At 29.1% G+C, this 22,838-nt stretch carries 18 protein-coding genes and 3 tRNA genes; 18 read left to right on the top strand and 3 right to left on the bottom strand.

Annotated elements, in window-relative coordinates:
• Positions 1 to 12 precede the first annotated feature (12 nt).
• The 10 genes from DAD81_RS15295 (at position 13) to DAD81_RS15250 (ending at position 9,013) form a co-directional block, all read left to right on the top strand.
• Complete coding sequence (locus DAD81_RS15295) at positions 13 to 534, top strand: DUF6913 domain-containing protein (protein WP_111709176.1); 522 nt, start codon at positions 13 to 15, stop codon at positions 532 to 534.
• The gene (gene dapA / locus DAD81_RS15290; protein ID WP_111709175.1) at positions 534 to 1,409 is read left to right on the top strand and encodes a 4-hydroxy-tetrahydrodipicolinate synthase; all 876 of its coding nucleotides are present in this window, start codon (positions 534 to 536) and stop codon (positions 1,407 to 1,409) included. The genes DAD81_RS15295 and dapA overlap by 1 nt, the downstream gene beginning before the upstream one ends.
• Before the next feature lie 45 nt (positions 1,410 to 1,454).
• Positions 1,455 to 1,970, top strand: a complete 516-nt coding sequence (locus tag DAD81_RS15285) for a ferritin (protein WP_111709174.1) — start codon at positions 1,455 to 1,457, stop codon at positions 1,968 to 1,970.
• A gap of 120 nt (positions 1,971 to 2,090) precedes the next feature.
• Positions 2,091 to 2,918, top strand: coding sequence for an outer membrane protein assembly factor BamD (locus DAD81_RS15280; RefSeq protein ID WP_111709173.1), 828 nt, complete (start codon positions 2,091 to 2,093; stop codon positions 2,916 to 2,918).
• The gene (locus DAD81_RS15275) at positions 2,908 to 3,237 is read left to right on the top strand and encodes a DNA-directed RNA polymerase subunit omega (protein ID WP_111709172.1); all 330 of its coding nucleotides are present in this window, start codon (positions 2,908 to 2,910) and stop codon (positions 3,235 to 3,237) included. Before DAD81_RS15280 ends, DAD81_RS15275 begins: the two co-directional genes overlap by 11 nt.
• A 2-nt stretch (positions 3,238 to 3,239) precedes the next feature.
• Positions 3,240 to 4,454 (top strand): bifunctional phosphopantothenoylcysteine decarboxylase/phosphopantothenate--cysteine ligase CoaBC, encoded by a 1,215-nt coding sequence (gene coaBC / locus DAD81_RS15270; RefSeq protein WP_111709171.1) that lies wholly within the window; start codon positions 3,240 to 3,242, stop codon positions 4,452 to 4,454.
• Positions 4,447 to 5,334, top strand: coding sequence for a type IX secretion system protein PorD (gene porD / locus DAD81_RS15265; RefSeq protein WP_111709170.1), 888 nt, complete (start codon positions 4,447 to 4,449; stop codon positions 5,332 to 5,334). The genes coaBC and porD overlap by 8 nt, the downstream gene beginning before the upstream one ends.
• A gap of 18 nt (positions 5,335 to 5,352) precedes the next feature.
• On the top strand, positions 5,353 to 7,005 hold the full coding sequence (gene recN / locus DAD81_RS15260) for a DNA repair protein RecN (RefSeq protein ID WP_111709169.1): 1,653 nt from the start codon (positions 5,353 to 5,355) through the stop codon (positions 7,003 to 7,005).
• Positions 7,006 to 7,059: 54 nt separating this feature from the next.
• Positions 7,060 to 7,899: an enoyl-ACP reductase FabI gene (locus tag DAD81_RS15255; protein WP_111709168.1), complete on the top strand. Its 840-nt coding sequence runs from the start codon at positions 7,060 to 7,062 to the stop codon at positions 7,897 to 7,899.
• Positions 7,900 to 8,059: 160 nt separating this feature from the next.
• Positions 8,060 to 9,013 carry a glycosyltransferase gene (locus DAD81_RS15250; RefSeq protein ID WP_111709167.1) on the top strand — a complete coding sequence of 318 codons (954 nt, stop codon included), beginning with the start codon at positions 8,060 to 8,062 and terminating at the stop codon, positions 9,011 to 9,013.
• 83 nt (positions 9,014 to 9,096) lie between these two features.
• On the opposite strand, the gene DAD81_RS15245 is transcribed toward DAD81_RS15250, so the two are convergent.
• Entirely contained in the window at positions 9,097 to 11,634 is a 2,538-nt protein-coding gene (locus DAD81_RS15245; protein ID WP_111709166.1) for an ATP-dependent Clp protease ATP-binding subunit, read from the bottom strand.
• A gap of 258 nt (positions 11,635 to 11,892) precedes the next feature.
• On the opposite strand from DAD81_RS15245, the gene gyrA reads away from it, so the two are divergent.
• Positions 11,893 to 14,415, top strand: coding sequence for a DNA gyrase subunit A (gyrA, locus tag DAD81_RS15240; RefSeq protein ID WP_111709165.1), 2,523 nt, complete (start codon positions 11,893 to 11,895; stop codon positions 14,413 to 14,415).
• A gap of 24 nt (positions 14,416 to 14,439) precedes the next feature.
• Positions 14,440 to 15,714 carry a tetratricopeptide repeat protein gene (locus tag DAD81_RS15235; RefSeq protein WP_111709163.1) on the top strand — a complete coding sequence of 425 codons (1,275 nt, stop codon included), beginning with the start codon at positions 14,440 to 14,442 and terminating at the stop codon, positions 15,712 to 15,714.
• A gap of 50 nt (positions 15,715 to 15,764) precedes the next feature.
• On the opposite strand, the gene DAD81_RS15230 is transcribed toward DAD81_RS15235, so the two are convergent.
• Both DAD81_RS15230 and DAD81_RS15225 read right to left on the bottom strand, forming a co-directional pair.
• On the bottom strand, positions 15,765 to 16,535 hold the full coding sequence (locus DAD81_RS15230) for a C40 family peptidase (protein ID WP_111709160.1): 771 nt from the start codon (positions 16,533 to 16,535) through the stop codon (positions 15,765 to 15,767).
• Positions 16,536 to 16,544: 9 nt separating this feature from the next.
• Positions 16,545 to 17,720 carry an acetyl-CoA C-acyltransferase gene (locus tag DAD81_RS15225; protein ID WP_111709158.1) on the bottom strand — a complete coding sequence of 392 codons (1,176 nt, stop codon included), beginning with the start codon at positions 17,718 to 17,720 and terminating at the stop codon, positions 16,545 to 16,547.
• 199 nt (positions 17,721 to 17,919) lie between these two features.
• Between DAD81_RS15225 and DAD81_RS15220 the strand changes: the two genes are divergently transcribed.
• From DAD81_RS15220 to DAD81_RS15195, 6 genes are all read left to right on the top strand, one after another.
• Complete coding sequence (locus DAD81_RS15220; protein ID WP_111709156.1) at positions 17,920 to 19,974, top strand: HD family phosphohydrolase; 2,055 nt, start codon at positions 17,920 to 17,922, stop codon at positions 19,972 to 19,974.
• A gap of 102 nt (positions 19,975 to 20,076) precedes the next feature.
• Positions 20,077 to 20,164 (top strand) — tRNA-Ser (locus DAD81_RS15215).
• Between the two features lie 19 nt (positions 20,165 to 20,183).
• Positions 20,184 to 20,258 (top strand) — tRNA-Pro (locus DAD81_RS15210).
• Positions 20,259 to 20,291: 33 nt separating this feature from the next.
• Positions 20,292 to 20,365: transfer RNA gene (locus DAD81_RS15205), tRNA-Arg, on the top strand.
• Between the two features lie 255 nt (positions 20,366 to 20,620).
• Positions 20,621 to 21,019 carry an 8-oxo-dGTP diphosphatase MutT gene (gene mutT / locus DAD81_RS15200; protein WP_245949312.1) on the top strand — a complete coding sequence of 133 codons (399 nt, stop codon included), beginning with the start codon at positions 20,621 to 20,623 and terminating at the stop codon, positions 21,017 to 21,019.
• Entirely contained in the window at positions 21,012 to 22,838 is a 1,827-nt protein-coding gene (locus tag DAD81_RS15195; RefSeq protein WP_111709154.1) for a DNA/RNA helicase domain-containing protein, read from the top strand. Before mutT ends, DAD81_RS15195 begins: the two co-directional genes overlap by 8 nt.

Genomic DNA, 22,838 nt, shown 5'->3' with positions numbered 1-22,838 from the left:
GCGTAAATATAAATGATTTTTACAGGAATAAAGCGGAAAAGCAATCAATTATTTTTTAACAAGAAAGCAAAAGAATTTGTTGAAAATAACGTGAATGAAAATTCGGGAAAAATAAAAAATGTTATTGTTTTATTAGATGATATTAATGAAAATGAAACTCTTGTTAAAGAGTTGAAAAAAGAATTAAATCTTAACGAGAAGGGGTTAAAAGTAGTAGTGATCCATCAACAAAACAATAAAAACAAAGAGGATGAAATAGGTTTTTATCCTCAAGATTTTGGTTGGTATGGGAAAATTAAATCAGAAGAATTAAAAAATATTTTAACAAAAAAATACGATTTGTTAATTAACTACAGCAAAATTGATAATTTATATAACAACCTAGTATTATTGCAGAGTAAATCTTCATTTAGAGTAGGGTTTGCACATTTAGACAATCGTTTTTATGATTTACTTATAGATTGTAAATCAACAAAAACAAGTCTTTTTAATAAGGAATTAAAAAAATACTTAACGATATTAAATAAATTATAATGCAAGAATTATTAGGAACCGGAGTAGCTTTAGTAACACCATTTAATAGTGATAAATCTGTTGATGTTGAAGGCTTAAAGCGTTTGGTAGAATTCCAAATTAACTATGGTGTAAATTATTTAGTTGTTTTAGGAACAACTGCTGAAGCTGCAACCTTAACTGCCGAAGAAAAGGAGTTAGTAAAGGCTACAATAATTAAAACTAATAACGGAAGGTTACCTTTAGTAATTGGTATTGGAGGTAATAATACCTTAAGTGTAGTTGCAGAAATACAAAATTCGGACTTAAGTAATTTTGATGCTATTTTATCTGTTTCACCTTATTATAATAAACCAAACCAAGAAGGGTTGTATCAGCATTTTAAAGCGATAGCACAATGTACTAAAACACCAATTATTTTATATAATGTTCCTGGAAGAACTGGACAAAATGTTTCTCCTGAGACTATTATTAGATTGGCAAATGACTTTGAAAATGTTGTTGCTGTTAAAGAAGCTGCGGGTAATTTGGTTCAAGCAATGAATATTATTCAGAACAAGCCAAAAGATTTTATGGTAATATCTGGAGATGATATGATTGCTTTACCCATTATTTTAGCTGGTGGTTCTGGTGTGATTTCAGTAATTGGACAAGGATTACCAAAAGACTTTTCAAAATTAATTCAATTAGGTTTAGAAGGTAAAAATGCAGAAGCTTTTAATTTACATTATAAATTAGCTAATAGTATTGATTATATTTTTGAAGAAGGAAATCCTGTAGGAATTAAAGCAATGCTAAATAAATTAAATATTTGTTCTGCAGAAGTACGTTTACCACTGGTGAAAGCCTCTGAAGAATTACAAGAAAAAATTAATAGTTTTATTGATAATTATTAGTAATTTTACTTCGGTTTTAATTAAAGTAATTTTAAAATAAGAAATATGTTATCAGAAAACATGCAAGCTGCATTAAATAAGCAAATTAGAATAGAAGCAGAGTCTTCTCAAATATATTTAGCAATGGCTTCTTATGCTGAAAGTAAAGGTTTAGAAGGTGCATCTCAATTTATGTATGATGCTTCTGATGAAGAACGTTTACATATGTTAAAAATGTTTAAGTATGTAAATGAACGTGGAGGACATGCAAAAGTTACTGAATTAAGTCAGCCAGCTTTAAAATTTGGTTCAATTAAAGAAATGTTTGAAACTTTATTTAATCACGAAGTTTTTGTGTCTAAAAGTATTAATGAGCTAGTTCATATTACATTAGAAGAAAAAGATTATGCTACACATAATTTTTTACAATGGTATGTTGCAGAGCAAATTGAAGAAGAAGCGCAAGCAAGAACTATTTTAGATAAAATAAATTTAATTGGAGACGATAAAGGTGGTTTATACTTATTTGATAATGATATAAAACAACTTAATGTTGTTAGCTCTGTAGCACCTGGAGCATAACATTAACAAACAATTAAGATAGCTGTATACTTTACTATAGTAAAAGCAAGTTATTTTTGTGGTTTACTAAAGGTTAAAAAATCATTTTAATAATCCATAATAAATAACTATTTTTGCCAAATGCTTAAAAATAAAATTTATATACTTATTTTATTAATACCTTTTGGGATTTCATCTTGTGGTGAATACCAAAAAGTATTGAATAAAGGTAAAGTAGAAGAGCAATATGCAATGGCTACTGAATTATACGAAGCACAAAAGTATAATAAAGCCATTCAATTATTTGAGAAAATAACACCTTCATACAGAAATAAACCTCAAATGGAGCGTATCCAATTTATGGTAGCGCAATCTCATTATAATGTTAAACTGTATACTTTAGCAGCATATTACTATGATAAGTTTGTGAAAAATTATCCTAAAAGTTCTAAAGTAGAGGAAGCTGCATATTTTTCAGCTCATAGTCATTTTTTAGCATCGCCAGTATTTAGTTTAGATCAAAAAGATACTAATGAAGCAATTACTTCTTTACAGAATTTTATGTATAAGTATCCAGAATCTGAACACATTGCCGAGGCAAATGACAATATAAAAATTCTAACAAAAAAATTAGAACAAAAATCATTTGAAATAGCAAAACAATACTATCATACTGAAGATTATATTGCTGCAATTGTAGCATTTGATAATTTATTAGGAGAATATTTAGGAACTTCATATAAAGAAGAAGCTTTGTATCTTAAATTTAAATCAGCTTATAAATTAAGTGTGAATAGTTTTATTTTGAAAAAAGAAACTAGAATAAAAGAAGCTGTTAAAGCTTTTGATAGATTTAAAAGAAGTTACCCAGAGTCTGATTATATGCCTGAATTAATTAAATTAGATAATATCTTAGAACAGGAGTTAAACTCTGTAATTGCACTAAAAACTGAAACAAATGGATTATAAAAACACAAAAGCTGCTTCATCAACTATTACTTACGATAAAACTAAAATTGAAGCACCTACTGAAAACATCTATGAAGCTATTACAATAATAGCAAAAAGAGCAGAGCAAATTGCTGGTGATTTAAAAAGCGAACTAATTGAAAAGTTAGAAGAATTTGCAACTTATACAGATAGTTTAGACGAGGTTTTTGAAAATAAAGAACAAATTGAAGTTTCTAAATTTTATGAAAAATTACCAAAATCTACTGCCATTGCTGTTGAAGAATGGTTAGAAGGTAAAGTTTATCATAGAAATCCTGAAACAGACATTAAAGAATAATTATGTCTGTTTTAAGCGGTAAAAACATACTTTTAGGAGTTACTGCTGGTATTGCTGCTTATAAAACAGCACATTTAGTACGACTTTTTATAAAAGCAGGTGCACAAGTTAAAGTTGTAATGACACCTGCTTCAAAAGATTTTGTTACACCATTAACATTATCTACACTATCAAACAATCCAGTATATAGCTCTTTTTACGAAAAAGGTGAACAGGGAACTGAAGAATGGAACAGTCATGTAGAATTAGGCCTCTGGGCTGACTATATGTTAGTTGCTCCTGCTACGGCAAATACATTGGCTAAAATGTCCAATGGGGTTTGTGATAACTTATTGTTAGCAGTCTATTTATCGGCAAAATGCAAAGTTTATTTTGCACCTACAATGGATTTGGATATGTATAAACATGCATCTACAAAAAAGAGCATTGCAAAATTACAAAGTTTTGGAAACGTATTTATTTCACCGTCATCAGGTTTTTTAGCAAGTGGGTTAATTGGTGAAGGTAGAATGGAGGAACCAGAAAATATGATTTCATTTATTGAAAATGATATTGTTAAAAGTCTTCCTTTAATCAATAAAAAAGTATTGATAACTGCTGGACCAACTTATGAAGCTATAGATCCTGTTCGTTTTATAGGAAATCACTCTTCTGGTAAAATGGGTTTTGAATTAGCAAAACAAGCAGCTAATTTAGGAGCTACTGTTTATTTAGTATCAGGTCCTTCAAATGAAACTGTATCAAATAAACGTATTAATAGAATAGATGTTATTAGTGCTGAAGATATGTATAATGAAGTACATAAATATTTTAATTCAGTAGATATAGCGATTCTTTCAGCTGCAGTTGCAGATTATAAACCAAAATTTGTATCAGATAAAAAGATTAAAAAATCTTCAGAAGAAATGTCTATAGATTTGGTTAAAACCAAAGATATTTTGGCTTCATTAGGTAAAGTAAAAAAATCTCAATTTTTAGTAGGTTTCGCTTTGGAAACAAATAATGAACTGGAAAATGCAAAGAAGAAATTAAACAATAAAAATTTAGATTTAATTGTTTTAAATTCACTTCAAGATAAAGGAGCAGGGTTTAAAAAAGAAACAAATAAAGTTACAATTATTGATAAATTAGAAAATATTTCGGAATTTGGGCTTAAATCTAAATCTAAAGTTGCTGAAGACATATTTAATGTGATTTTGAAAAAAAATTATGCGTAAAATTATTCAATTTCTTATTGTTTTTATTGTTAGTGTTCAATTATATTCTCAAGAATTAAATTGTACTATAACTGTGAATGCAGATAAAATTCCTGGATCAAATAAACAGGTTTTTACAACGCTTCAAAATTCATTAAATGAATTTGTAAATCAAAAGAGATGGACAAATTTAAATTATAAATCTCAAGAATTAATAAATTGTAATTTAACATTAACAATTTTAGAATATAATGGAGGGGATTTTAAAGGACATATTCAAATACAGTCTTCAAGACCGGTTTATAATTCTACATATTTAACACCCGTTTTTAATTTTAAAGATGATAATGTATCGTTTAATTACGCAGAATATGAACCAATTCAATTTAATGAAAATAGTTTTGAGTCTAATTTAGTATCGGTTGTTACTTTTTATGTATATACCATTTTAGGGATGGATGCTGATACTTTTACACTTAATGGAGGAACGCCTTATTATACAAAAGCACAAAATGTTGTTGTGCAAGCACAGCAAAGTGGTTATAAAGGATGGAATCAAAGTGATGGATCTAAAACAAGATTTACATTAATAGATAACTTGTTGTCACCAACGTATAAATTGTTTAGAGAATCAATGTTTCAATACCATTTAAAAGGGTTGGATATGATGAGTAAAGACAAGAAAAAAGCAAAACAATCTATATATGAATCTGTTTTAACTTTAAAATCAATTTACGATTCTAGGCCTAACGCATTTTTATTACGTGTATTTATGGATTCAAAATCAGATGAAATAGTTGATGTTTTTTCTGATGGTCCAAGATTTGATACAAGTAAACTAAAAGACGATCTGTTAAAAATGTCTCCTTTGAACGGAACAAAATGGAATAAAATAAAGTAACTTTTTTAAATAGATAGAATGCTTACAAACCTTTCCATAAAAAATTATGCTTTAATTGAAAGTTTATCTGTTAATTTTCAAGATAATTTATCTATTATAACAGGTGAAACAGGAGCAGGGAAATCTATTTTATTAGGTGCTCTTGGTCTGGTTTTAGGAAAGCGTGCCGATTTAGGAACTTTAAAAGATTCTAAAAGTAAGTGTATAATTGAGGCAAAGTTTTCAGTTTTAAATTATAAATTAGAAGGTTTCTTTGAAGAACATGATATTGATTTTGAAGAAGAAACAATAGTAAGACGTGAAATTTTACCGAGTGGAAAATCAAGAGCGTTTATTAATGATACTCCTACAACTTTACAAGTATTACAGGTTTTAAGTGGAAAATTAATTGATGTTCATTCACAACATCAAACATTACAACTTTCTGATGTGAATTTTCAATTTCAAATAATTGACGCTTTGGCTGAAAATTATAATAAAATTGAATCATATAAAAGAGGTTTAAAGTTATACAATCAATTGGTAAAAGAATTGAAATCTCTTAAGGATTCTGAGCAATCGGCAAAGGAACTTTACGAATATAATTTGCATTTATATGAAGAGTTAGAGGCTGCCAGTTTAAAGAAAGATGAGCAAGAAGTTTTAGAGCAAAATTTAGATAAAATTAATAATGTTGAAGAAATTAAATTAAATTTAACAGAGGCTCAAGCAACAACACTTAATGAAGAAGTTGGTATACAGGCTTTAATGGTTTCTTTTTCTGCTAATTTAAATAGAATTAAATCTTTTGCTCCCGAATATAAAGAATTGTTTGAAAGAGTCTCAAGTTTAAAAATTGAACTAGATGATATTTGTAGTGATATTGAAGTTTTAAATGAAAATGTTGAATTTGATCCAATTGAATTAGAGAAACTAAACAATAGATTACAATTAATATATAATTTACAAAAAAAGCACAGTGTTTCAACTATTGAAGATTTATTAGATATACAGGAAGCTCTTTCTGTAAAAGTAGATGCTGTAAAAAATTCTTCAAAAATAATAACAGAAAAAGAAAATGAAATAAAAGATGTTTCATTAAAGATTGATAAATTGGCAAAAACCATTTATTCAAAAAGAGAAAAAGCAATTCCAATTTTTATTAAAAAATTAGAAGGAATATTGTTTAATCTAGGAATGGAGAATACAAGGTTTAAAATGAATTTAATTCATTCAGATCAATATTTTTTAAATGGTAAAGATGAATTAGAGTTGCTTATATCAGCAAATAAAGGAACTAATTTTGGAGAATTAAAAAAAGTAGCTTCAGGAGGTGAATTATCTAGAATAATGTTATCTGTAAAAGCAATTCTTTCAGAATATTCTAATTTGCCAACTATAATTTTTGATGAAATAGATACAGGAGTTTCAGGAGATGTTTCGCAAAAAATGGCAGATATTATGAAACAAATGAGTGATAACATGCAAGTGATTACAATAACTCATTTACCTCAAATTGCTAGTAAAGGAAAACAACATTATAAAGTTTACAAAGAAGACATAAAAAATAATATAGTAACTAAATTAAAAGAACTAAATCAAGAGGAGCGAATTAATGAAATTGCAGAAATGTTAAGTGGTAAAAATGCTTCTGAAACTGCAATTGAACATGCAAAACAATTGTTAAACTAAGATTTTGCTATATTTGCATCCAATTAACTTAAAAATTGAAACCAAAAAACAACTATGTATAATTTATTAAAGGGTAAAAAAGGGATTATTTTTGGAGCGTTAGATTCAAATTCTATAGCCTGGAAAGTTGCAGAGCGTGCACATGAAGAAGGTGCAACTTTTGTATTGACAAATGCACCTGTGGCTATGAGATTAGGAACAATATCTAAATTAGCTGAAAAAACTGGTTCTCAAGTTATACCTGCAGATGCTACTTCAATGGAAGACCTTGAAAATCTTGTAGATAAATCAATGGAGATTCTAGGTGGTAAAATTGATTTTGTACTACATTCAATAGGAATGTCAGTTAATGTAAGAAGAGGAAACCATTATACTAATCAAGACTATAATTTTACAAAAACAGGTTTTGATGTATCAGCATTATCATTTCATAGAGTAATGAGTGTGTTATACAAAAAAGATGCAATGAATGAATGGGGAAGTGTTGTTGCTTTATCATATATGGCTGCTCAACGTGTGTTTCCAGATTATAATGATATGGCTGATAATAAAGCATATTTAGAATCAATTGCACGTAGTTTTGGTTATTTCTTTGGTAGAGATAAAAAAGTTAGAGTAAATACAATTTCTCAATCTCCTACACCTACAACTGCAGGAAGTGGAGTTAAAGGTTTTGATGGTTTTATTGCCTATGCAGAAAAAATGTCACCTCTAGGTAATGCAAGTGCATTGGAATGTGCAGATTATACAATAACATTATTTTCAGACCTTACAAAAAAGGTAACACTTCAAAATTTATATCACGATGGTGGATTTTCAAATATGGGAGTGAGTACAGGAATTATGAATGAATTTATGGAAAAAGAAATTCCTAAAGATGCAAAATCTGAATAAAAATAGTTTATTATGATATTTTAAAAAAAGCGATAATTTTTCAATTATCGCTTTTTTTTATACTTAATTTTAGAAATAAAAACAGCCTTTAAAATCTAAAGTTAAAGCGTGTTATTTAAAATTAAAAAAATTAAATTTGACCTACTAAAAATTAAATTTTGTGAAGTTTCAATTTTCAATAATTATTCCTGTTTATAATAGACCAAATGAAATTGATGAGTTATTGTCTAGTTTAATGAAGCAAACTTATTCTAATTCTTTTGAAATTATTGTAGTTGAGGATGGCTCTACAATTAGAGCAAATGAAGTAGTTTTAAAATATGTTGAGAACTTAAATATTCAATACTATTTTAAAGAAAATAGTGGGGCAGGAGCAAGTAGAAATTTTGGAATGGAAAAAGCTTCCGGGAATTACTTTATTATTTTTGATTCAGATTGTATTATTCCACCCAATTATTTAGTTGAAGTTGAAGATGCTCTTACCACATGTTTTACAGATGCATATGGAGGTGCGGATGCAGCTCATGATTCTTTTACAATTATTCAAAAAGCAATAAATTACAGTATGACTTCATTTTTTACAACTGGAGGAATACGTGGAAGTAAAAAAGCAGTTGATAAATTTCAGCCTAGAAGTTTTAATCTTGGTATTTCAAAAAAAGCATTTAAAATTACAAGAGGTTTTAGTAAAATGAAAATAGGAGAGGATATAGATTTAACTTTTAGATTGTGGGAGCATAATTTAGAAACTCAGTTTATTGAAAATGCCTTTGTTTATCATAAAAGAAGATCTACGTTTAAGCAATTTTTTAAGCAAACCTTTGCATTTGGAAATGGAAGACCTTTTTTAAATAGAAAGTACCCAAAAACGGCAAAACTAACCTATTGGTTTCCTTCATTATTTGTTTTAGGGTTAATTTTTTCAATAGCTTGTTCATTAATTGGATTCCATTTCTTTTTATATTTTTATGCTTTTTATTTTATAATACTGTTTGTAGATTCTTTATTAAATAGTAAAAATTTAAAGGTAGCTTTTGTAAGTGTTTTAACTTCAATAATTCAGTTTTTTGGGTATGGCTTGGGTTTTTTAAAAGGATTATTAGTTAAGAATTAAAAAATGCCGTTTATAATAGATTTAATAAAAAAATCCTGCTAAAAATATTTTTAGCAGGATTTTTTAGAAAGTTTAAAATTTATTTATTTTTCAGCTTTCTTTTTTCCTTTTTTTATTTTAATTGATAATTCATCTTTTTCTTTATCTAACTCCATAAAAATGGAATCTCCTTCACTTAGTTTTGAATTTACAATTTCTTCGGCTAAAGCATCTTCAATATATTTTTGAATTGCACGTTTTAAAGGTCTTGCCCCATATTGTTTGTCAAATCCTTTATTAGCAATATAATCTTTTGCATCAGAAGATAAGCTAAGATTATATCCTAGTCCTTCGATACGTTTTATTAATTTTTGCAATTCAATATCAATAATAGAGTGAATGTCTTCACGTTCTAAAGCGTTAAATACAATTACATCATCAATTCTATTTAAGAATTCAGGTGCAAAAGATTTTTTAAGAGCATTTTCTATAACTTTTTTAGCGTTTGCATCTGCTTGATCTTTTTTAGAAGAGGTTCCAAAACCAACACCAGTACCAAAGTCTTTTAATTGACGAGAACCAATATTAGATGTCATAATGATAATAGTATTTCTAAAATCAATTTTTCTTCCTAAACTATCAGTTATATGTCCATCATCTAAAATTTGCAATAGCATATTAAAAACATCAGGATGTGCCTTTTCAATCTCATCTAATAATACAATAGCATATGGTTTTCTTCTAATTTTTTCAGTAAGTTGACCACCTTCTTCGTAACCAACATATCCAGGAGGAGCACCAATTAATCTAGAAATTGCAAATTTTTCCATATACTCACTCATGTCTATTCTTACTAAAGCATCCTCATTATCAAATAATTCGGTAGCCAATACTTTTGCAAGTTGTGTTTTACCTACTCCTGTTTGACCTAAGAAAATAAATGACCCAATTGGTTTATTAGGATCTTTTAATCCAACACGGTTACGTTGAATGGCCTTAACAACCTTTGAAACAGCTTCATCTTGACCAATAACTTTACCTTTTATAAGGTTTGGTAAATCATGAAGTCTATGACTTTCAGCTTCAGCAACTCTATTAACCGGAATTCCAGTCATCATTGAAACAACTTCGGCTACATTATCTTCAGTTACAATTTCTCTATTAAGTTTAGATGATTCTTCCCATTTCTGTTGTTCAATCTTTAAAGAACTTTCAATTCTTTTTTCATCATCACGTAATCTGGCAGCTTCTTCATATTTTTGGCCATTAACAGCTGCAGTTTTGTCTGTTTTTACTTGTTCTAATTGTTTTTCTAAATGAAGAACTTCTTTTGGAACAACAATGTTTGTAATATGAATTCTAGATCCAGCTTCATCCATAGCATCAATAGCTTTGTCTGGTAAAAATCTATCTGTCATATATCTATTTGTTAAATTAACACAGGCTTTAATAGCGTCATCAGTGTAATCAACATTATGGTGGTCTTCATATTTATCTTTAATATTTTGCAATATTTGTATAGTTTCCTCTACAGAAGTAGGCTCAACAATTACTTTTTGAAATCTTCTTTCTAAAGCACCATCTTTTTCAATATTTGTTCTAAATTCATCTAAAGTTGTGGCTCCAATACATTGAATTTCACCACGAGCTAATGCTGGTTTTAACATATTAGAAGCATCTAAAGATCCAGTAGCTCCACCTGCACCAACAATTGTATGAATTTCGTCAATGAATAAAATTATATCTTCATTTTTTTCAAGTTCATTCATTAAAGCTTTCATTCGCTCTTCAAACTGTCCACGGTATTTTGTTCCTGCTACTAAACTGGCAAGATCAAGTGATACGATACGTTTATTAAATAAAATTCTTGAAACTTTTCTTTGTATTATCCTTAAAGCTAAACCTTCTGCAATTGCAGATTTCCCAACTCCAGGTTCTCCAATAAGCATTGGATTGTTCTTTTTTCTACGACTTAAAATTTGAGAAACACGTTCTATTTCTTTTTTTCTACCAACAACAGGGTCAAGGTTCCCTTCTTCTGCCATACGCGTTAAATCACGTCCAAAGTTATCTAAAACAGGAGTTTTAGACTTCTTTTGAGCCCCTTGATCTCCTTTTGGTTGTTCAAAAGGATTTGATTTTGGTTTGTCAAAATCATCGTCAGATCTACTTTCAGCTTTTGGTAAATCTATTTCTTCATTTAAAAAGAGCTGTTTAAAAATAGTTTTAACGTCTTCATAACTAGTATCAAAATTATGTAACAATTTTGTAGTTGGGTCGTTTTCATTTCTTAAAATACACAGTAACAAATGTGCTGTGTTTATTGATGGGCTGTGATACAATTTAGCTTCTAAAAAAGTAGTTTTTAAAGCTTTTTCAGCCTGCCTAGTTAAGCGAATATTTTTTGGGTCTATAGTAGGTTCTATTGTAGGATTTAAAGGACTAAGTCCTTCAATCTTTCTTCTTAAATGATCTAAATTAATATCTAATGTATTTAATATATCAATAGCTTTGCCTTTACCTTTTCTAATTAGCCCTAACATTAAGTGTTCAGTGCCAATAAAATCATGACCCAATCTTAGCGCTTCTTCTTTGCTATAGGCAATTACATCTTTAACTTTTGGTGAGAAATTATCGTCCATATGTATATGTTTATATTGTAAATTTAACTGATTTTTTTCTTTTTTTATTGCAAAAACAACACCAGTTTTATCTTTATGTGAAAAGTATGTCTAAATGTCAGTTTAAAAGTATTGAATATCAGTAGATTACGCAAGTAGATAAATAATGTTTTAATGTTGATAAATTTTATAAAAACATCTGGATAAATAAGTTCTAAAAAAATGAAAAATTGTATATTGCTTTGTTAAAAAATGACACTAAAATAAATTAAAAAACAAATGGCAGACGGAGAAAAACTGATTCCAATTAACATAGAAGATGAAATGAAATCTGCGTACATTGATTATTCAATGTCGGTAATAGTTTCAAGAGCATTACCAGATGTACGAGATGGTTTAAAACCAGTACATAGAAGGGTATTGTACGGGATGCATGAGTTAGGAATTAAAGCAACAGGATCTTATAAGAAATCGGCAAGAATTGTTGGGGAAGTACTTGGTAAGTATCACCCGCATGGAGATACTTCGGTGTATGACTCGATGGTGCGTATGGCTCAAGATTGGAGCGTACGATATATGATGGTTGATGGTCAAGGTAACTTTGGGTCGGTTGATGGTGATAGCCCTGCAGCAATGCGTTATACAGAGGTTCGAATGCAAAAAATATCGGAAGATATGCTTGCTGATATTGAAAAAGATACTGTAGATCATAAATTAAACTTTGATGATACTTTACAAGAACCAACAGTTTTACCAACAAGAATTCCTAACTTATTAGTTAATGGAGCTTCTGGTATTGCAGTTGGTATGGCAACAAATATGGCGCCGCATAACTTAACAGAAGTTATAAATGGAACATTGGCTTATATTGATAATCGTGAAATCGAGATTTCAGAGTTAATGCAACATATTACAGCTCCAGATTTTCCAACAGGAGGTACTATTTATGGATATGATGGTGTAAAAGAAGCTTTTGAAACAGGTAGAGGTAGAATTGTAATGCGTGCTAAAACTTCTTTTGAAGAGGTAAAAGGACGTGAGTGCATTATTGTTACAGAAATCCCTTATCAGGTTAATAAGGCAGATATGATTAAAAAAACTGCCGATTTAGTTAATGAGAAAAAACTAGAGGGTATTTCAAATATTAGAGATGAGTCTGATAGAAATGGAATGCGTGTAGTTTATATATTGAAAAGAGATGCCATTCCTAATATTGTTTTAAATAAATTATTTAAATACACAGCACTTCAAACATCATTTAGTGTAAATAATATTGCATTAGTAAAAGGTAGACCTGAGCAATTAAATCTAAAACAGTTAATCCATTACTTTGTTGAACATAGACATGAAGTAATTGTAAGAAGAACAGAATTTGAACTTAGAAAAGCAGAAGCAAGAGCACATATCTTAGAAGGATTAATAATTGCAAGTGATAATATTGATGAAGTAATTAAAATTATTAGAGCTTCTTCTAATGCAGATGAAGCTAGAGAAAGTTTAATTGAACGATTCGAATTATCTGAAATTCAAGCAAAAGCAATTGTTGAAATGAGACTGCGTCAGTTAACTGGTCTTGAGCAAGATAAGTTAAGAGCTGAATATGATGAAATTATTAAATTAATTGCTGATTTAAAAGATATTTTATCAAATGAAGTTAGACGGTATGATATTATAAAAGAAGAATTGGTTGCCATAAGAGATAAATATGGGGATGAAAGAAGATCGGTAATTGAATATGCTGGTGGAGATTTATCAATTGAAGATATGATTCCAAATTCTAACGTAGTTGTTACAGTTTCACATGCAGGTTATGTAAAGCGGACTAATTTAGATGAATATAAAGTTCAAAATAGAGGTGGACGTGGACAAAAAGGTGTTACAACCAGAAATGAAGATTTCTTAGAGCATTTATTTATAGGTACAAATCATCAATATATGCTATTCTTTACTCAGAAAGGAAAAGTATTTTGGATGCGTGTTTATGAAATTCCAGAAGGAAGTAAAACTTCAAAAGGAAGAGCGCTTGTTAATTTAATAAATCTGGAAAAGGATGATAAGGTAAAAGCTTTCTTGGTTACTGAAGATTTAAAGAATGAAGAGTATGTGAATAATCATTATATAATAATGGCAACTAAGAAAGGTCAGGTTAAAAAGACTTCATTAGAACAATATTCTCGTCCGAGAACTAATGGTATTAATGCTATTACTATTAAAGAAGGTGATGAATTACTAGAAGCTAAATTAACAAATGGTGATAGCCAAGTTATGATTGCTTTAAAATCTGGTAAATCTATTCGTTTTGAAGAAAGTAAAACACGTCCAATGGGTAGAAATGCTTCAGGGGTTCGTGGTATTAGATTATCAAATGAACAAGACGAAGTTGTAGGAATGATTGCTGTTAATGATTTAGATAGTAATATACTTGTAGTTTCAGAAAATGGTTATGGTAAGCGTTCAAGTTTAGAAGATTATAGAATTACAAACCGTGGAGGTAAAGGTGTAAAAACTATAAACGTAACAGAAAAAACAGGAGGTTTAGTTGCTATTAAAAATGTTACAAATGATGATGATTTAATGATAATTAATAAATCTGGTATTACAATTAGAATGGCAATTGCAGATTTAAGAGTTATGGGACGCGCAACTCAGGGTGTTAAACTAATAAATATTAAAGGAAATGATTCAATAGCTGCTGTAGCTAAAGTGTTGCATGAGGATGAAAACGAGGATGAAAATGATACGGAAATTGAGAATGGCACAGATATTGAAACAAACAATGACGAGAGTACAAATCAAGAATAATATATTAAGAATAAATTTACAAGGATGAGAAAACAACTATTAATTCTGTCTGCTTTTTTTATAAGCATGACAATTTTCGGACAAAAAAATGAAATTAAATCGGCAGAGAAGGCTATTAAAATAGCGGATTTTGCTACTGCAATTTCTTCAATTAAACAAGCAGAAGGGTTGATTGGTAATGCTGATCAAAAAACTAAGGCTAAGTTCTATTATTTAAAAGCGATGGCTTTGTATGAAGGAGGAAAAAATACAAATGTTAAAGAAATTTCTTCTGCTTTTAGTGATCTAATTAAATTTGAAAAAGAAACAAATAAACTAAAATACTCTAAAGAAATTAAAGGTTTAAAAAGTGCTTTAGTTCAAAAAACAGCTACAAGAGCTTCTGAAAATTATAAAAAAGCATCAGAATCAAAAGAACCTGGAGATTTTGTAAAAGCAGCTAAAGGATTTGAGCAAGTTTATACTTTAAGTCCTTCAGATACATCTTTTTTAGATAATGCAGCTTTAGTTTATTTTTTAGGGAAAGATTATGAAAATTCTAAAAAGTCTTATTCTAAACTTTTAGAATTAGGATATACAGGTGTTGCAACTGAGTATATTGCTACTAATAAACAAACAGGGCAAGATGTTAGTTACCCTGATAAAAAGAGTATGGATTTACAAGTTAAACTTGGTTTGGCTAAAGATCCTAGAGAAGAAGTTAAAGACTCAAGACGTGAATTAATCTTCAAAAATTTAGCTCAAAATTATACTAAATTAGAAAATAATGAAAAAGCTTTAGAAGTGATTGCTGAAGGTAGAAAAGAATTTCCTAAAAGTTATTCTTTACTAATTGATGAGGCTAATTTATATTATAATGCAGGAGATAATAATAAATTTAAAGAAAAATTAGAAGAAGCAATTAGTTTAAATCCAACTGAGCCTACTTTATATTATAATGTAGGGGTAATGAACATGGATCAAGGAAATACTGAGGAAGCTATTAAATATTTCAAAAAATCTATAGAATTAAATCCAACTTATGCTGATTCTTATAACAATATTGGTGCAGCAATTATAGATAAAGCAGCTCCAATTATTGAAGAAATGAATAAGAATTTATCAGATTTTGCTAAATATGATAAATTACAAGCTGAACAATTTGAGATATATAAAGAAGCTTTACCTTATTACGAAAAGGCTTATGAGTTAAGTTCTGATAATTTAAATATTGTACAAACTTTAATGGGATTGTATGAAAACTTAGATATGCAAGATAAATTATCTGCTATTAAAGAAGTGTATGAAAAATTAAAATAGTACTTAAAAATAGTATAAAAAAAACCTCTCAAGAAATTGAGAGGTTTTTTTTATACTATTTTTTTAATAACTCTAAGTTTATGAGAATGTTTTTGAGTGTCGAGATTAAATATTCCGCTATGATCAATCATATCTATTCTTACCTTTCCATGGGCATGAATAATATAATTATCTTTCATAATAATTCCTACATGAGTAATAACACCTTCACTATTGTCAAAAAAAGCTAGATCTCCCGGTTCACTTTCTTCAATAAAGCTCAAAACTTCACCTTGTGTAGCTTGTTGAGAAGCATCACGTAACAATTTATAACCACACAGTTTATAAACCATTTGTGTTAATCCTGAACAATCTATACCAAAAGGCGATCTTCCACCCCATAAATATGGAGTGTTTAAAAATTTAAATGCAACTTCAACAATAGAATCTTTTGAAAGTAGGCTGTTGAATACCATTCCTTCATAATGAAAACTAGTATTGTTAATTACAAGATTTTTACTTTGAAAAAATGGTAAATGCGAACCAATTACTACATTTGAAAATTTTTCATTTATATCTGTAGCAAAATCAATTAACTCCCCAGCAAGAGTAGTGCTTGAGTCTTTAATTTTATTATAAGTTTCTTCAGATATTTCTTCGTATTGTTTATTATCTACCCAGCCTTCATAATTATCAAAGGCAATTCTAATTTTGCTCCATTTTTTTCGCTGTTCTAGAACCTTAAAATGCTCTCCAAATAATAGCTGTGTAACCATTTCTGTAGCATCATTGGGTTCAATTCTAACAGGGATAATACTTAAATTACAAATACCGTATTGCATAAAATAAAATTACATGCGTTCAATTACAATTGCACTAGCACCGCCACCTCCATTACATATTCCTGCAGCTCCAATTTTCGCATTATTTTGATTTAATATTGATGTTAGAGCAATAACAATTCTAGCTCCAGACATTCCTAATGGATGACCTAAAGAAACGGCACCACCATTTACATTTACTTTTTTAGAATTTAAACCAAGTAGTTTAATATTTGCCAATCCAACAACAGAAAAAGCTTCGTTTAACTCAAAGTAATCAACTTCATTTATTGATACTCCGGCTTTTTTAAGGGCCTTTGGTAACGCTTTAGCAGGTGCGGTGGTAAACCATTTCGGTTCTTGAGATGCATCAGCATAGCCTCTAATTTTAGCTATTGGTTTTAAATTTAATTCGGTTGCTTTATCTAAACTCATTAATACTAATGCTGCGGCTCCATCATTTAAAGTTGAAGCATTAGCAGCTGTTACTGTACCATCTTTACTAAATACAGGTTTTAAAAAAGGGATTTTCTCTTCATTAAAAATTTTATATTCTTCATCTTCAGAAAAAAGAATTGGATCACCTTTTCTTTGAGGAATTTCTACAGGAACAATTTCATCTTTAAATAAGTTGTTTTTCCAGGCATTTGCAGATCTTTTGTAAGATTCAATAGCAAAATTATCTTGATCTTCTCTTGTGAAATTGTATTCTAAAGCACATAAATCACCACAAGTTCCCATATGTTTTTGGTCATAAACATCAGTTAAACCATCTACTAAAAGTCCATCGGAGACATTAATGTTGCCAAATTTTGTGCTTTTTCTTCCAGATAAATAATGTGGTATGTTACTCATACTTTCCATTCCTCCAGCAATAATAATATCAGCATCACCAATTGCAATTGATTGACTAGCTAACATAATTGATTTCATACCTGAAGCACATACTTTGTTAATAGCAGTACAAGGCACAGTATCTGGAATTCCAGCATAAATAGCAGCTTGTTTAGCCGGTGCTTGTTTTAATCCTGCTGAAATTACATTTCCCATATAAACTTCATCAACAGAGTTAGGATCCAAACTAATTTTATCTAAGGCACCTTTTATTGCAGTGGCTCCAAGTTTGGTAGCCGAAATATTGGATAAACTTCCTAAAAAGCTTCCAATTGGTGTCCTAGCAACAGATACAATTACAACTTCTTTCATGATTTTTTTAATTACTAATTGCGAATTTAATCAAATTTATACAATCTTTTTGTTTTAAAGTTTAGTTTGTAAAAGTATGTTGAATTATTATTGAAACGGCTTTTGTAAATTATTACAATAGAGAAAATTATAAAAAATAGAATGAAGGAAATACTATTGTAATAATAATTACTATTTTTGAAGTGCTAAAGCAAACTTCGTGAAAAACATTATAAATAAATTACTTGCAAATCATTCGTTTTTATATAAACTGTTTTTATACATAGGTACTATTGTTTTAGTAGTTTATTTATTTCCTAAGGGAGGACAGTTTAAGTATGAATTTCAAAAAGGAAAACCTTGGGAATTTGAAAACTATTATGCACCCTTTGATTTTGCTATTCAAAAATCAGAAGATGAAATTACATTAGAAAAGCAACAAATAACTAAAGCATCTAAACATTTTTATAATTATGATGAAGGTGTTGTAACCACTGTTAAAGCGGCAATAAAAGAAAAAGTTAATACTTTATTATCTAATTCAACTTTAAGTGAAGAACAGAAAAACAAACTTAATTATTTGGTTGATGATGTTGTGGCAAGTATTTATGAATACGGTTATTTAAATGTTAGTGCAGAAGTAAACGAAGGTTATAATTTAATAACTCTTCGAAAAGGACAAAAAGGGATTGAAGTAGAATTAAATAAGCTTTTTAAAGCGTCACAAATTTTAAACTTTATAAATTCTAAAATAGGTATTTTACCTTATTTTGGCGAGGAAAATGCAATAATGAATATTTTGTATGATGAGTTAAAACCTAATGTGACTTTTGATGCTGATTTTACAGATAGAGTATTACAAGAAAATTTGGATAAAATTTCTTATACAAAAGGGCTTGTATCTGAAAATGAGAGAATTATATTTAAAGGAGATATTGTTGAAGGTGATAAATTAATAAAATTAAATTCAATAAAAAGTGAATTTGAATCGCAGGTTTGGAGTAAATCAAATTATAATTGGATTGTTTTTGGTTATACATTATTAGTGGCATTGGCATTTTTAATGCTGTTACTATTTTTAAGAAAATATAGACAAGATATTTTTGAGAATAACACTAAAGTAACATTCATATTTTTTAACATTATATTAATTGTATTGCTAATTACATTAATAGTTAAATATGATGCAAAATACATTTACATAGCTCCAATTGTAATACTACCTTTAGTTTTAAAAGCCTTTTTTGATGCCCGTTTAGGTCTTTTTACACACGTTCTTACAGTATTACTTTTAGGTTTTATTGTACCCAATAGTTTTGAATTTATCTTTTTACAAATAATAGCAGGGATTGTAACAATTTTAACAATTTCTGAATTGTATAAACGTGCTAATTTATTTATTTCAGTATTTCAAATTACGTTTGTTTATTTCATAGCATATTTTGCATTTGCAATTATTCAGGAAGGAAATGCCCAAAATTTAGATTGGGAAAAATATATATATTTTACAATTAACGGAGGTGCTACATTATTTGTTTTACCCTTAATATATGTTTTTGAAAAACTATTTGGACTTGTTTCTGATGAATCATTAAAAGAGCTTTCAAATACAAATTCTAAACTATTAAGAGAATTATCAGAAAAGGCCCCTGGAACCTTTCAACATTCATTACAAGTTGCAAATTTAGCCGAGGCAGCAGCCAATGAGATTAATGCAAATTCAATGTTAGTAAGAACAGGAGCATTGTATCATGATATTGGGAAAATGGCAAACCCAATGTATTTTACAGAAAATCAATCTACAAATGTAAATCCACATAATGAATTAACGCCTAGAGATAGTGCACAAATAATAATTAATCATATTATTGATGGAGTTGAATTGGCTAAGAAAAATAGATTACCAGATAGGATAACTGATTTTATAAGAACTCATCATGGTACATCATTAGTATATTATTTTTATAAGCAAGAAGAAAAACTTATTGGAGGAGAGGTAGAGGCTAAATATTTTCAATACCCAGGACCAATTCCATTTTCTAAAGAAACTGCTATATTAATGATGTGTGACTCTGTTGAAGCCGCTTCTAAAAGTATTAAAGAACCTAGCGCCCAAGCTTTTGATACTTTGGTTGAAAAAATTGTGAATAAGCAAATGGAAGATGGGCAATTTATGAACGCAGATATTACTTTTAAGGAGTTACAGATAATAAAAAAGGTGTTAAAAAAGAAATTAAAAAACATCTATCATGTTAGAATTGAGTACCCTGAGTAATTAAGTAAAAAAAAAAGTAAAAAAAAGTGAAAAAAATGTTGTGTAAATGCAATTTGAAATCTATATTTGCACTCGCAAAAATAGGTTCATAAACATATTTTTGGAGAGGTGCCTGAGTGGCCGAAAGGACTTGTTTGCTAAACAAGCGTACTCTAACCGGGTACCCGGGGTTCGAATCCCCGTCTCTCCGCAGAATAAAGATAACCATTCGGGGTGTAGCGTAGCCCGGTTATCGCGCCACGTTTGGGACGTGGAGGCCGCAGGTTCGAATCCTGCCACCCCGACAATATCTATTTGGATTATTATATAATCCTAATGGTCGCGTAGCTCAGCTGGATAGAGCATCTGCCTTCTAAGCAGACGGTCATAGGTTCGAATCCTATCGCGATCACTTAATAACTCACTGTTTTTCAGTGAGTTATTTTTGTTTTAGGACGTTTTGTAATTTCTTCAAAAAACCATTTGCACATAATTTGCACAAAAAAATCACCAATATTACAAATTTTAATATTTATATATTAGAATTAATTAAAGTCTATTTAATAATAGATAACATAATTTAAACAATTAGAAATTATTATATTTGAGTATAATTCTTTTAAAAATTTATTCATGTTTTTTATAATTAAACCTCCTTTAATATAAATTGAAAACTAATTTTCCAACTTACATTGTTACTGCTGCCATAATTCAAAAAGGAAATAAGATCTTAATTGCTCGGCGTGCTCCTAATAAACACCTTTCAGGTTATTGGGAATTTCCGGGTGGAAAAATAGAAGAAGGTGAAACACCTGAAGATTGTTTAAAGCGCGAGATAATGGAAGAATTAGGACTAGAAATAAATGTTCGATCTTTTTTTATGGAAAATGAACATATTTATTCTGATAAAAAAATAATTTTAAAGGCTTATTTGTGTGAATTAATTTCTGGAAAAATTCAATTGAATGATCATGATCTTTTTGAGTGGTCCGAAGTATCAGATCTTGAAAATTATAAATTAGCACCTGCTGATATTCCATTTGTTAAAGCTTTAAACAATGAATAAGAAATTTCAAAGAACTGTTTATTCCATTTATTCTTTTTTAAAAGTTGATGTAAGTACCTGGGGTAGTTTGTTGAAAGAACATCATATTGATTGTATGGATGAACCAGCCAGTTACTCTCAAAGAAAGGCTTGGTTTGATTGTTATAATATTTTAATAGAAGAGTTTACTAAACTTGATTTAAGCCGAGATTTAGCTGAAAATGTTTTTGTAATATTTGAATATGAATTGCCAAGAGAAAGAGGGCGTCGTCCTGATGTTTTGCTATTAAGTGGTAATAATTTAATTGTATTAGAATTTAAAGGATATTCTCTAGAAAATCAAGCGCAAATTGATCAGGCTAAACACTACGCTAGAGATTTAAGAAACTATCATGAGCAATCACATAAATTAAATGTTATTCCTGTCTTAGTGTTAGCAGCTGCAACAGAAGTAAACCATATATCTGATGAAGTTCAGATAATATCTAGAGATAATTTACATCTTTTTTTAGAAAGTTTGACTGAAACCAGATTCAAGAATATTAATGCTTGGTTTGAAAGTGAATATGCACCATTACCTTCATTAATTCAATCTGCTCAGTTATTATTTAAAGAAAATGAATTTCCTCAAATTAAAAGAGCACAAAGCATAGGTATTCCTTTGGTTTTAGAAAAATTAGATCAAATTATTCAAAAATCAAATTTAGAAAAAACTCATAATTTAGCATTGATAACAGGTGTCCCTGGAGCTGGAAAAACGCTTGTTGGATTACAATTTGTATTCGAAAAGTATGTTCAAAATAAGATACAAACTGGTGTGTTTTTATCTGGAAATGGGCCATTGGTGAAAGTATTACAATTTAGTTTAGGTAATAATCATTTTGTACAATCTGTACATGGGTTTTTAAAGCAATATGCTCACTCTGATAAAAATCCTTCTGAAAATGTTATTATTTATGATGAGGCTCAACGAGCTTGGGATTCTGAAAAAGTTTCTAATTCTCGTAGGGATAGTAAAAATGCTGAACCAACCGATTTTATAAATATTGGAAATAGAAAAAATCATTGTTTATTAGTTGGTTTAATAGGAGAGGGGCAGGAAATATATTTAGGAGAAGAGAGTGGCATTGGGTTATGGTCTGACGCAGTAGAACAATCAAAAGTAAATTGGACTATTCATTGCCCTGAAAAACTGCAAAATAATTTTCAAAAATCAAATGTTGAAATTGTAAAGGAGTTTAATTTAACAAAGTCCTTAAGAACACATCAAGCACTCACCTTACAAAGTTGGGTTGAAAATTTGCTTGAAGGTAATTTTGTAACATCAAAAAGTTTAGCTAGTAAATTGTTTGAAGAAGGTTATCCTATTTATGTTACTAGGGAACTTGAAAAGGCTAAATCTTATGTCAAATTAAAATATGACAAAGAACCTAATAAAACATTTGGTTTAATTTCAAGTTCAAAAAGTAAAATCTTGCCTAAGTACGGAGTGAAAAATGACTATAATTCTTCGAAAATATTTTCAGTATCACAATATTACGTTGAATCAGGTTGTCCTTTTTATTGTCGTAATTTAACAAGTGTTGTTACTGAGTTCGGCTGTCAGGGTTTAGAATTGGATATGCCAATACTAGCTTGGGAGGGTGATTGGGTTTATAATAATGGTTGGATTGATAGGGTTCCAAATAAGAAGGCGAAAAATTCAAATAAGTTAAGAATGAATAGTTATAGAGTCCTTTTAACAAGAGGACGAGATGGTTTAATAATATTTGTTCCTAATGAAAATATACTAAATAATACTTATCAAGTTTTACTTGATGCAGGATGTAAAAACTTGTAA

The organism is Lutibacter citreus (assembly GCF_003260195.1).
Lineage (GTDB): Bacteria > Bacteroidota > Bacteroidia > Flavobacteriales > Flavobacteriaceae > Lutibacter > Lutibacter citreus.
This window is presented reverse-complemented; position numbering and strand designations above follow the sequence as displayed.

What these genes read in the sequence shown, in the direction of transcription:
- DAD81_RS15295 (WP_111709176.1), top strand. Translation starts at nt 13, where the DNA reads ATGATTTTTACAGGAATAAAGCGGAAAAGCAATCAATTATTTTTTAAC.
- dapA (WP_111709175.1), top strand. Translation starts at nt 534, where the DNA reads ATGCAAGAATTATTAGGAACCGGAGTAGCTTTAGTAACACCATTTAAT.
- DAD81_RS15285 (WP_111709174.1), top strand. Translation starts at nt 1,455, where the DNA reads ATGTTATCAGAAAACATGCAAGCTGCATTAAATAAGCAAATTAGAATA.
- DAD81_RS15280 (WP_111709173.1), top strand. Translation starts at nt 2,091, where the DNA reads ATGCTTAAAAATAAAATTTATATACTTATTTTATTAATACCTTTTGGG.
- DAD81_RS15275 (WP_111709172.1), top strand. Translation starts at nt 2,908, where the DNA reads ATGGATTATAAAAACACAAAAGCTGCTTCATCAACTATTACTTACGAT.
- coaBC (WP_111709171.1), top strand. Translation starts at nt 3,240, where the DNA reads ATGTCTGTTTTAAGCGGTAAAAACATACTTTTAGGAGTTACTGCTGGT.
- porD (WP_111709170.1), top strand. Translation starts at nt 4,447, where the DNA reads ATGCGTAAAATTATTCAATTTCTTATTGTTTTTATTGTTAGTGTTCAA.
- recN (WP_111709169.1), top strand. Translation starts at nt 5,353, where the DNA reads ATGCTTACAAACCTTTCCATAAAAAATTATGCTTTAATTGAAAGTTTA.
- DAD81_RS15255 (WP_111709168.1), top strand. Translation starts at nt 7,060, where the DNA reads ATGTATAATTTATTAAAGGGTAAAAAAGGGATTATTTTTGGAGCGTTA.
- DAD81_RS15245 (WP_111709166.1), bottom strand. Translation starts at nt 11,634, where the DNA reads ATGGACGATAATTTCTCACCAAAAGTTAAAGATGTAATTGCCTATAGC.
- gyrA (WP_111709165.1), top strand. Translation starts at nt 11,893, where the DNA reads ATGGCAGACGGAGAAAAACTGATTCCAATTAACATAGAAGATGAAATG.
- DAD81_RS15235 (WP_111709163.1), top strand. Translation starts at nt 14,440, where the DNA reads ATGAGAAAACAACTATTAATTCTGTCTGCTTTTTTTATAAGCATGACA.
- DAD81_RS15230 (WP_111709160.1), bottom strand. Translation starts at nt 16,535, where the DNA reads ATGCAATACGGTATTTGTAATTTAAGTATTATCCCTGTTAGAATTGAA.
- DAD81_RS15225 (WP_111709158.1), bottom strand. Translation starts at nt 17,720, where the DNA reads ATGAAAGAAGTTGTAATTGTATCTGTTGCTAGGACACCAATTGGAAGC.
- DAD81_RS15195 (WP_111709154.1), top strand. Translation starts at nt 21,012, where the DNA reads ATGAATAAGAAATTTCAAAGAACTGTTTATTCCATTTATTCTTTTTTA.